A 12196-nucleotide genomic window follows, 5' to 3' on the forward strand; every position below is an offset into this window, starting at 1 on the left:
ATTACCCGGCCAGTGGTATTCAAGCAACTGGCTCATCACATTGGGCGAGATACCCGTTATTGCTTTGCCGCTTTTCTGCGCATACCGCTCTAAAAAAAACTTAGCCAATACAGGAATATCATCCTTACGTTCCCTTAACGGCGGAATAATGATCGGGAACACAAACAACCTATAGTATAGGTCAAGCCGGAAGCGGCCCTCCTCAACTTCTTTTTCAAGGTTACGGTTTGTAGCTGCTACTATGCGCACATTGATCTTAACAGGGCCTTTGCCCCCAATACGTTCAATTTCCTGCTCCTGTAAAACACGCAATAATTTCACCTGGAGTTCGGCCGGCATTTCGCCTATCTCATCTAAAAAAATCGTACCGCCATTAGCCAGCTCAAACTTACCGGTACGCTTTTCAACCGCGCCGGTAAAAGCCCCCTTTTCATGCCCAAACAACTCCGACTCGATCAATGTAGCCGGCATAGAAGCGCAATTAACCACTACCAAAGGTTTATTTTTACGGGGCGACAGGTAATGAATACTTTTGGCTATCCGCTCTTTACCGGTACCGCTTTCGCCTAAAACCAGTACCGATGTATCAAGCGGGGCTACAATACCAATATGGTCAAGTACGGTTAGCATCTGGTGGCTTTTGCCTATAATATCTTTAAAACCTGCGGCTTTGTTTTTCTCGCTTAATTCATTCTGGGTTAATTTATCACCTCTGATTACTGTTGGCTCGGGAGCATCAAACGGAATGATCTCCTCTACCGTAGTCAATAACGATCTGTGCAGGCGATCTAACAAAATCAAATGATCATTGGTATAGCAATCAGTTTTGCGGCTGTAAAATGAAAAATGGATAATATCGCCGCTTGATGTAAGCAAGGGTACTCCCAAAAACGATTGCATATTAAAAGCCTGTGCAATGAGTTTTTTAACAGGAAACTCGGGCCAGATCTTTGTAAAGTTAGCCGCATTATAAAAACCGGCTTTGGTTGCCCTTGGACTATCTTCCTGCATTTGCGCCAACTGGGCCTTATTAGTCTTTGTGATATTTACAAATTCATCTGCGCCTATCACCTGGTACTCATCAAACCCTGTACGCAAAAACGAGAGGGCATTATCAGGAAAGCCCATCCCATTTTTCATGGTAACAGTTAAATAATCAAACGGAACATGCGGCTGGATACTCATGGCTATCTTCAGCAGTTTTTGCTTCCAGTTTATTGATTCGGCAATAATGTTTTTAAATACCTGCTCTAAAGCCTGCTCCTGCCGCAGTTTTGATTCAATACTATTTTGATGGCGATAAAAAGCAACATCAAGGGTTATCAGTAACTCTTTTTCGCGGAATGGCTTTACCAAAAAGCCATAGGGCTGCGTAGCCTTTGCCTTCTCCAGGATACTTTCCTGGAAATTAGCAGACAGGTATACAAATGCTATATTTTTTGATGTAAGGGTTTTGGCAAGGTCAATACCGTTCAGGTTTCCCTTTAAAAATATATCCAGCAATACCATCTCCGGTTTTTGCTCTTCTATGATCTCTAATGCTTCGGCTACAGAATCTGCTATGCCGCAAACTTTATAACCGGCACGGGTTAATATTAATTTCAGATCGTACGCCACCAGCGACTCGTCCTCGACTATTAATATTTTCTTGTTCATATTATTTAATTAACTGCAAAAGTTTTTCGTTCAATACTATTTAACTGCTTCTCCGCCCTAAATTCAACGGTTATTACAGCGCCACCGCAATTTTCCATTTTAAAATAACCGCCCAATTGCTTACTCAGGGCTTTCATCATTTCCATTCCCAGTGAGCTTGCTTTTTGGATATCAAAATCAACAGGCAAACCTATTCCGTTATCGGCTATAGTGAGTATAATAGTTTCTTCGGCAAGCTGTAAGGCTACCTTTATTTCGCCCCGCATTGTGGGGAAGGCGTATTTAATAGCATTGGTGATGGCTTCGTTTAATATGAGGCCCACGGGCACAGCCTGGGCAACATCAAGCTTTACGGGTTGCACCATTTGCTCAAAACGGATCCCCCTGTCGCCCGGGTTATAGCAATCGGCCAGGTAATTGATCAGCTCATTAATATAAACCGACATATCGATGTATGACACATCCGAATTGCTGTACAGCTTTTGATGGATAAGTGCTATGGCCTGTACCCGGTTCTGGCTTTCACGAATAGCGGCAAGAGCGGCGTTATTCTTCAAAAATGCCGATTGCGTATTAAGCAAGCTCATTACAATTTGCAGGTTATTTTTTACCCTGTGATGCACCTCTTTTAACAGCCAGTCTTTTTCATCCAGCAGGTTATCCTTTTCGTTAAGTAGTTTTTGCAGGGATAAATTCTGATTATTGATCTCCGTTTGCTTTAACTGTAATTGCTGGTTGCCCCTTTGCTTGTGCCGGTAACCATTAAATGCCAACCCGGCTATAATAATAAGCATAGCTACACCGCCAAAAGTAATATTACGCTGCATGTTCACCTTTTGCAGTTCATCGCGCTGGCTTTTATTTTTAATCTCCAGGTATTTTATTGACTGTTCGTTTTCTTTGGTTTTATTACTGATCTCAAGCTCCTCTATTTGTTTGTTTTTAATAGCGTTAAACAGCGAATCGTCAAGCCGTTTGTGGATCTCGAAATGTTTTATGGCAGTTACATAGTTACCAGATGCCGAATCGACCCGGAACTGCATGCCATGGATCTTTGTGAGGGTAATAGGCCTGATGACATTTGATGGTAACGACAGGATCTGTTTAGTATAAATACCTGCTTTTTTAAATTGCCTGGTAAGCAAATAAAAACCAGCCATGGTTTCGTTGTAATGCACAAAATCGGTAACCATTTGCTCGTTGGTAGTATAAAAGTCCTTACTAAAGTTAGTAACCTTATATACCTCCATCATCTTCAGGTAATACAGTTCGGCTTTAGGATAATCATTCAGGGCAACATAGATATTACCGAATGCCTCATACATATCAACCTTTTGCGCCAGGATCTTTGGCGGGACATCAATTACGGCCTGCTTCAGGTATACCAGAGCTTCGCCGGGCCTTTTAGCCGTAATGAAATCATAAATAATGAGGCTCAGGTAACCATAAAAATCTTCATACTGCTTTCTTTTTTTCAGGATCTCGGCCGATTTCAGAATGTAAACAAGGCTCTGATCGTATTTATTCAGATCGGCATAAACCAACGCAAGTTTGGCGTAGTAAAAATCGGCCAATGCGGTATCGGCCGTTGCATTCATGCTTTTTATTACCTCATGGCGGTATAAAAGCTCATTATGAAGATCGACCTTCTGCTTACTTACTTCGGCAAGAGAGTGATAGGTATAGTGAAGTTTTTTATAGCCGATAGCCTTGTACTGGGCCAGCACTTTTAGCAGTTCAGCTTCGGCCAGGTCAAGTTTTTTTTGATTTAGATGAATATCCGCTATATTCTTGTTCATATCGGCTTCATCCAGCTTGTGGCCTGTTTGCTGAAATAAAACCCGTGCCTGTTCGTAGCTATTTATTTTATCCGGGGCGGCGCCTTTCATATCAATAGAGATCACATCTCCCAACCGGGTCCAGGTTTTGCCCTCCTGAAATTTGTCACCCATTTTACGGTAGTAATTAATTACCTCCATAAAAGTGGATTTACCCAGCTTCAGGTTATCCTGTTTGAGGTATGATGCCCCTTTGAGCATCATAGCTTCATTAAGCCATTTTGCCGAATGGACGGCAACACTCATTTGAATGGCTTTATTGAAAGCGGTGATCCCGCTATCCAGCACTTCTTTATGCTCGCCTGGTTTATTGAGATAGTAGCTACCTAATTGAATTTGCAGCTTTATAGTATTGGTATCGGCTCTGTTTTTTTGATTATCAAGGTTTAGTTTAATGGTAGCAATGTCCATCTTTTTTTGTCCCAAGGTGCTTGAGGCAAAAAACATAACAATAAAACATGCCAATATATATTTAAACATACACATAGTATTTTATTGCCTCAGAGATAGTTACTGCCAACACCATAACAAAATCATCTCCTGTGAATGCCACGGAATTGTGATAGGTGATGATTTGCTAAATTTATTCAATTTTATGCAAACCGCCTCAATAAACAGGAAGCTAAATTTTCTTTATCGCTGAAGTATAAACAGGATCCAGGCCAACATAAAAATGCTCAACCTGATTTACCAAATCAATGTACAGATTATGGATTTGCTTGTACAGATTATGGATAACGTATATGTCACAATTGGATTTTCAACCCTGAAACAGCTCCTACCAAACACGGTTCTCCTTGGTGTATTCTCTTTCTATACCTTCCAGTATCAGCTCGGATGTGATGCGGCTTTCTTTGCGGGCCAGCATTTGTAAACAGGCAAATTGCACCACATTCAGGATTCCCGAACCGCTGAGCTCATATTTACGCGAGATCTGCTCAAGGTTAATGTGCCCGTTAAGGTTAGCTTTGGGCGGAAATGATTTCTGCCACATGGTATACCGTTCATCCGCATTGGGCAATGGGAAGTTAATAACAGATTGAAACCTGCGCATGAAAGCTTCATCAATGTTATTTTTAAAATTGGTAGCCAAAATTACCAGGCCATTGTGCTGTTCTACACGCTGCAGCAGGTACGATGCTTCCTGGTTAGCGTATTTATCATGCGCATCCTTAACGTTAGTTCGCTTGCCAAAAAGTGCATCTGCTTCGTCAAAAAACAGGATCCAGTTTTTGTTATCGGCCTTTTCAAATAATTTGGAGAGATTTTTTTCGGTTTCGCCTATAAACTTGGACACGATCATTGACAAATCGATCCTGAAAACAGGCTTACCTGTATACTTACCAAGCAATGATGCTGTAAGTGTTTTACCCGTTCCCGGCGGACCGTGGAATAAAGCACGATAACCAGGCTTCAGCTTCCGCTCCATACCCCAGTCGGTCATTAACACTTGCTGATAGTTCACCCAGTTTTCCAGCTCAGCAATTTGCCTGCGGGTAGTATCATTGAGTACCAGGTCATCCCAGTTATAGGTAGTTTCCAAATGCTGTGCAGGGAAGTTCATGCTCAGTTTTGGGATAGATTCGGTGCCGCTGATCAAAAGTTCAACATATTCTGGCTGAAGTACCAGCCTCCCCGATAAAGCGGGTTCACCTTCGGGTACATCCTCCAGGTATAAAATATGCTGCATTGCAAAAGTGCTATGGTGATGAAACAGTTGCGCTATCTCCAGCCGCTTGTCCAGATCATTACCAGCCAAAACAAAAACCGCTGTTTGGCCGGTTGGTAAAAAGCTTCGCCCGTTACGGCTGCGAACGCCTCCAATCTGCTGAAAATCGCCCGACTCGCGCATATAAGGCTGAATAATTTCGTCAAAGAACTCAACCTGTAAATGCGGTGCCAGGGCCATCATCAGTATCATCACCTCATTGCTATTCAGACCATGATCGTTGATCAATTTTTCAAGTATACTGCCGTTTCGCTCCAGTTGGGGCAACAGTGGCGGCAAATAAGTTGCATCATTGCCGAATACCGTTTGCAGCCGTGCCTCAATACACCCGGCCGTATATTGCATTAACGTTTTTAACTGTTTGATATTAGTATCCATTTTATTTACGCGGACCGTTTTGCTGTACAACATGGGTTAATTCGTGCGCCAGCAGGTTCATACCCGCGGTGCTTTCAGGATCAAACTTGGCTGCATTAAAATAAATATCATTACCATGCGTAAAGGCCTGTGCTTTTGAAAGGTTACAAAGCTCAACCGCCTGCTGCCCGGTGTGGATCTTCACCTGCTCAAAATTGGCGTTCATCTGATGTTCTAACTGTGTGCGCACTTTAGCCGGCAAGGGGCTGCCGCCGCCTTTGCTCTCGTTCAGTAACCTGTCAAACTTTGCCTCGGGAGCTTCGGGTTTACCTTCAGTTTTTTCTACACCGCCTGCTTTCTCTTCTTTCTTTTGCGCAGCAGCTTTGTCATCTTTTTCTTCGCCCTTTTCTTTTTTTTGAGGCTTGCCTTCGTCTTTTTTATCTTCCTCGCCTTTTTTCTGCGGCTCTTTGTCTTTTTTATCTTCCTCTTTTTTCTGAACGCCCTCCTTATCCTTTTTGTCCTCTTCCTTTTTCTGAGGCTCCTTGTCCTTTTTATCCTCTTCCTTTTTCTGCGGTTCTTTATCTTTTTTCTCTTCTTCTTTCTTCTGAGTTGGTTTTTCTTCCTCTTTCTTTTCGTCCTTTTTCTGTGGCTTGCCTTCTTCTTTCTCGTCCTTCTTTTCTTTCTTTTGACCGGTTTTAGCATCCTTTTCCTCATCTGCCCCCTTTTTCTGAACGCTCATTTGCCCCATCCGCTGTGACGAATTAACGGGTGCCTGCTGTGCCGTAGTTACTTTATGAGCAACTGCATCAGCCTCCTGTTCAAGGGCACTATCCTGGTTCCCATCAATTTTCCTGGCCTGAAAAAAAGCATCACCGTCCTGTTTGCTTTTTTCACGACTGCCATTAAAAAACGGTTTATCTGCTTTATCCGCCTGTTTCTGACTAAGCGGCTGGCGTGTATTATGGATGTATTTCATAGGAGGTTTAGTTTAAATTGTTTAACAGATCCAATTGTTTTTTGGCATGGGCGGCCCATTCGCCGGCATCATTCAGCAAGTCTTCAAAAACTTTCTTCGCTTTATCTTTTTGATCTAAATTGGCAAGAGCTATGCCCCGGTAAAGTTTTCCCTTTTTGTTTTCGGGGTATTGTTCAAGTAACAAATCCAGGTGTGCCAGCGCGTCATCAAAACGGTTAAGGCCGAGGCAAAGCACCCCTAAATTTAACCTGATCTCCCCATTTTCGGGGTCATACTCCAGGAGTCTTTCATACTCGGCGGCCCCCTCGTTTAACTGACCGCTTTGCAGGTAAGCCACCGCAAGATGGTTGCGTACAGCGATATCGCCAGGAAACACCATTAAGTATTTTATAAGATATCCGGTTGCCGATGCATAGTTTTTTACCATCAATTGAGCCAAGCCGGCTGTTTGCAGTGCCCGGCCATTTTGCGGATTTTCTGATAAAACATAATCAGCCATTTCAAAAGCTTCATCGTACCTACCGGTTGAAAGGTAAACCTGCGCCAGCCCCATCAGTAAGCTCAAATTGGTGGGATCAAGCTCAACCGCTTTTAACCAGCATGTTTCGGCGCTTTCCATATCTGCCGATAGCATATACAACTTTGCTAATCCTTCCCAAGCCTCAAACTGGTCGGACTTAAGGGTAATGGTTTGCCTGAAAGCGTGTAAAGCTTTATCATATTGTCCCAGCAAAACCTCTGTATTGGCAAGGTTAAGCCATGCCGAAGTATTTTGACTATCAATCTCCAAAGCGCGTTCAAAAAGCGCCAGAGCCTCGGCAAACTTGTTTTGCTGATAAAACAACATTCCCCTGTTATTGAGCAACGTAACGTTTGGCTCATTCAAATCGGCAGCTTTTGCATAATAAGCCTCAGCAGCTTCAAAATTGCCATTAAGCTGCTGCATGGCACCGAGGTTTATCAGTTCGGTTAATTGGCTTCTGTTGCTCATAACATTTCCTCCTTAACTTTATCCGCTATACCACCTGCTATATCAGTGATACTGATTTGCGGATAGGTAACTTTAATATCATCAGTTTTCACGTCGAATGGTTCGCCGTCTTTGTAATGGATCGGCAGGGAAACTTTAACCTGCAGATCCGGGCCGTAACTAAATGATGCGAGGTTTTTAGTCCATTCTTTTGAGATATCGGTAACCAAAAGATCAAGTTCGGCTTTAATGAATGCGTTTACGTCAAACGTAAACTTAGGATGTACCTCTATCTCACCAAGAGCGTTAAACTCAAACCCTGTTGTTGGCGACCATGCCAGGTCTGCAGCAGCGCTCGCTTCTCCCTCCAGGCCCAAACCACCAACTATTTGGATGCCACCGGTAACACTGGCCGGCCCAATGCTCAAACCAATACCAAGCGCGGCTTTTAATTTTATCCCGGCATGTGCCGGGATCACAAATTTTGCCCCGCCGCTGATCCGCGTGTTTTCGGGATGTGAAGGATTAAATTCTATTTGTCCAAAAACATCCTTTAACTGACCGGGGCCTACAGCAGCATCAAAATCAAGGCCGCCATCAATAGTGGCCACAATGCCGATACTCTTTGGCCCAAGCGGGATGGCAAATATTGGGATCTGGATGGTTGGTACTTTGAAAAGCTCTTTATTGATGCTCTTTTTAGGGAAAACATCAACTGCCGAAGGAAGGTCCAAACGACCAACAACTTCAATTTCACCGGCTGGGGTTACCCTCACACTTGCCGAAGCCTGTAGCCAATCAGTAACTTTAAGCGTTAATTTACCTGATCCATAGGCGGTAAACTTATCACCTGCGGGACCTGATGGTGTGCCATCCGCGGCGATAGCGCGGTTGGTTGCACCAACGGTTACCTCTCCCGATACCCTATCGGCAGCGTAAGATGCCTTGCCTTCAATGGTCAGCGCGCCATCGTCATAAGAAATTGACAGCTCGGTATTGATCTTCGGGATTTTAGGTATGGCTTTACCGTTGGCTTTTACATGGTAAATCTCATCCGGGCCGCGCGTAACTTCAACATTACCGCTGCCACTTTGGATGCCTGGCATATTTTCATCAAGAACAAAGCTGCCCCCGATGACCAATGTTTCATTGCCGTAGGTAACATGAATCTCGGCACTTTTTACGCCTTTAATATCAGGTTCGGCTGTGCCGGAAGCATTAAATACACTTTTTGCATAATCAATTTTAATGTGAGCTGATTTAAGTCCCTTTATTTTACCTGCCGGAATCCCGATCTCGCCCGATGCACTAAACTCACCATTAGCATAAGAGGCCTTAATTTGTGCAGGATTAAAGGTTTTTGAATCGAAATCAAATGTGCCATCAAGAGCAAACTCGCCGGCAGAATTAGCTTTAGCACCCACTTGGCCTTTGCCTAATTTTTTAATTTCAAAATCGGCGGAGCCCTTTACACCTATCCCGGATGTAGCAGCATAAACCTCGAGCGAAGCATTGGTAACCTTAAATGGCGACGGCACTTTGAGCTCGCCGCTATTGAACACTTTGCTTATTTTGATACCGTCCTGATCAAATATGAGGTCAATAGCCGAACCTTTTAAAAATGGCACATCAGTGTTGATCTTCCCAAATCCTACTAAACCCGTATCAGCAATCTCCAACTCCTGTATAACAACCGGGCTTAATTGCTTCACTGTTAGCCCTGAGAAGGCCTGTTTAACGCCAGCGCTACTTAACCTCCCTCCGTATATACCGGGCACCGGTTCAATGGGCAGTTTCGTTGCGGCTACAGCTATAAGCGGATTATCCTGAAATGCCTCAATTATAGCCCATCCCTTTGAACCCTCACTTAGTATTGTGGCATCGTCTTTATCGTCATATGAAATCGTTTTAATTACGAGATTAGTGCCGCTACGCTTTATACTTCCTATTCCTTCTTTAACCTCTTTTTCAGTTGTTTTACCAGTTTCCGGAGACCAATGAATATTTCTTATTGCTCCAAATCTTTCGCTTGTAATAAGTTTTAACTCATGAGAATCAGATAGTTTAAATCTACTTTGATCTGCTTTAGAAAGAAAAGCCAGTTTTTGCAAGTGTTCTCCCTTTTGTATCTGACTACGCTCCCAACCCCTGTTTGCCCCTTTAGGTGCCGACATGGCATTTGTGAACGAGCCTACTGTAATGGCATAAGTCGTTTTAATGGTATCGACGTCAGGGGCGGTTTGACCGGCTGGCATGGTGATTCCCGTAAGCGCCTGTGTTATTTTATCGGTAAGCTCATTATTAATTTTGGAGCCCGATGAACGGTTTGTAGCCGATTCAAGCATCCACAGGTTATCAATTCCATCCAGGCCTCCCAATTGCGTTTCAACTTTGTGATCTACATCATAACCACCATCTACATCATTGCCGCCGGTGTCCCAAAAAGGCCTCGCCGCAGTAGCTTGAATCGCTTTAACATCACCTGTTATAATATGCTTTAATGTTTTATCTTTCTTTTCATTAGGCAGCGTCAAAAAATACGTTGGCGCTTTTTCGGTTCCTATTTCTGCCCCTCGTTTTTTTTCAAATTCAGTTCCAAAGTCCCCCCCGGTTGCCGCATCCTTATTCCAGTCAGCTATGTGCTTTCCTGATTTAGTAACTTTTCTAAACGTGTAATTGCTTGTTGCCGGCATTAAGGCATATTTCAGCGCGGGTAGATCCATTGATTTTATAAAAATCACATTGGCTGTAGTATCAATGGGGTTAGTAGCAGTTGGTGTGATACTGGCCCCGGTTACAGGAGCGGCAACCCCTTTTGATGGTATCAGCATTGAAGTAACCGGTGCCCGCTGAATAATAGCCTTCTTTTTAACACCATTACCATTTTGCTGTACTGTATGTGCCACCTCATGCGCCAACAAGTGTTGCCCGGCCTGGCTTTGCGTATCATACTTACCTGCTCCAAAATAAATGTCATTGCCATGCGTAAAGGCCTGGGCCTGCAGATCATTACTTAAACCGGCAGCCTCGCTGTTATTGTGGATACGTACGCTGCTCAAGTCTGCCCCCATAGCACCTTCCATTTCCTCGCGGGTGTTGGAGGGTAATGGTTCGCCGCCACCTTTGCTGTCTTCTATTTTTTGCTGGGTTTGAGGAGATATATCAGGTGCAGCAGATTGACTGCTTCGTTTTAGTGTATTACCCTCGTTTGGATCGCCATCACTTTCAAAAACCGGGCGGCGCTGCAATTCCTTATCAGCCCCGTTCTGCTCCTTTTCCTGTTTATCTTCTTTTTTGTCTTCCTTCTTTTGTACAGCGGAGTTAGTTGCAGTGGCAGGAGCAGTTGCGGTTGTAGAAGCAGAGTTAGCTATGGTTTTAGGCTGATTGATGTGTTGTACAACTTTATCGGCTACCTGGTCGGCCTGTCTTTCAAAATGATCGCCGGGTTCATTCACCGTCATTTTGCGCTGAACCTTATTTCCTTCAAAAAAAGGAGATTCCTGTGCACTGTCAATATCATGAGCGGCTGAGAAAAAAGGATCTTTCCCTGCCGCCTGCCTGTTAGCAGGCTGGTTTTGTTTGGTATTTGCCGGTGCTGCCTTTTGCGGTGTTTTCATTGCCATTCCACGTAAAAAGGTTCATCCATCCAGGGCAGTTTAATTACGCCAATACCCCATGGCAATGACGAAAGCAGGATATCCAGGTCCATCCGCTCTACGATAAGACGGGCGGGCTGTTCTGCCTCGATCAGCTTTCCGTTGCGCGTTAAAAATGCTTCGCGCAGGCCTCCGGGCGATGTATTTTTCAACCCTTTCCAGTATTTAATTACCGTGCGGAGCATATTGTCACCTTCGTCGAGCATACGCTGCGGTATCTCAACTTCGCGTTCTAATGGTTCTTCAGCAGGACATCGGCATAGAAACTTTTCAAAATAAAGGTCATATTCAAACGCGTTTACATTACCGGTACCTAAATAGTGCAGCAGATGAACAGCCAGTTGCCTTGCAGGCAGATCGACAAAATCATTATCCTCCAGCAAGCCGAAATCCTTTAAAAAATACTCTAAAAACGGGTGCAGGATCACCAAACCGGCCTGGTTTACATAAACGCCATCAACTTCTTCTTTTTTTGCAGGGCCCGTTTCCGAGCTATTATCCAGTGTTACAATAGATTTGGATTTCAGTAGTACCGGCGGCGTATTTCCTGTTAATTGGATGGCCTTTTCTGCAATTTGAATAAGGTTCGCTGTTGATATTGAAGCTGAAAGATTGAGTTCTGCGGTTACTAAACTGATCAACTTTTTCAGGAACCCACTGTCAACAGGCAGTTCATTACAGCCTGTTCGCAGGTAAATCATAAGCAATAACTTTTCAATGATCTGCCGCCCGGAGTCGCTATTAAAGTCTGCCGGTAAAACATCTTTAATATTAGCGTTTATGTTATTTACAGATTCATCACTTATCAAACGCATGATTTCATCCACAATAGCGTCGATCTTTCTTTGAAGATCATAAGCCTCAGCTTGAAGTAAAACCGTTACCAGCTTTTTAATAAATACCATGCTAAACTGGCTGAATAACCTGGTTACCGAAAGCGGTGAGCTCTTAAACAAACTGATAAGCTTTGATTGATAAACACTATCATTTATCAACAACCCCGACAGTTTATTT

7 protein-coding genes are annotated in these 12196 nt (G+C 43.7%); all 7 read right to left on the reverse strand.

Features of this window, described 5'->3' with window-relative positions; genetic code table 11:
• Window positions 1-1656: sigma 54-interacting transcriptional regulator (locus tag VF500_RS07415; protein WP_330859063.1), on the reverse strand; the 1656-nt coding region annotated here is incomplete at its 3' end.
• A gap of 5 nt (window positions 1657-1661) precedes the next feature.
• Window positions 1662-3974 (reverse strand): sensor histidine kinase, encoded by a 2313-nt coding sequence (locus VF500_RS07420; protein ID WP_330859064.1) that lies wholly within the window; start codon window positions 3972-3974, stop codon window positions 1662-1664.
• A 298-nt stretch (window positions 3975-4272) separates the two neighbouring features.
• Window positions 4273-5601, reverse strand: coding sequence for an ATP-binding protein (locus VF500_RS07425; protein WP_330859065.1), 1329 nt, complete (start codon window positions 5599-5601; stop codon window positions 4273-4275).
• A gap of 1 nt (window position 5602) precedes the next feature.
• Entirely contained in the window at window positions 5603-6556 is a 954-nt protein-coding gene (locus VF500_RS07430) for a DUF4157 domain-containing protein (protein ID WP_330859066.1), read from the reverse strand.
• Between the two features lie 7 nt (window positions 6557-6563).
• Window positions 6564-7547 carry a tetratricopeptide repeat protein gene (locus tag VF500_RS07435; protein ID WP_330859067.1) on the reverse strand — a complete coding sequence of 328 codons (984 nt, stop codon included), beginning with the start codon at window positions 7545-7547 and terminating at the stop codon, window positions 6564-6566.
• On the reverse strand, window positions 7544-11143 hold the full coding sequence (locus VF500_RS07440) for a DUF4157 domain-containing protein (RefSeq protein ID WP_330859068.1): 3600 nt from the start codon (window positions 11141-11143) through the stop codon (window positions 7544-7546). The genes VF500_RS07435 and VF500_RS07440 overlap by 4 nt, the downstream gene beginning before the upstream one ends.
• Window positions 11140-12196, reverse strand: a 1057-nt coding sequence (locus VF500_RS07445; RefSeq protein WP_330859069.1) for a contractile injection system tape measure protein, incomplete at its 5' end; no start/stop codon positions are given. The genes VF500_RS07445 and VF500_RS07440, both read right to left, overlap by 4 nt.

It is taken from the genome of Mucilaginibacter sp. (assembly GCF_036383575.1).
Taxonomy (GTDB): domain Bacteria; phylum Bacteroidota; class Bacteroidia; order Sphingobacteriales; family Sphingobacteriaceae; genus Mucilaginibacter.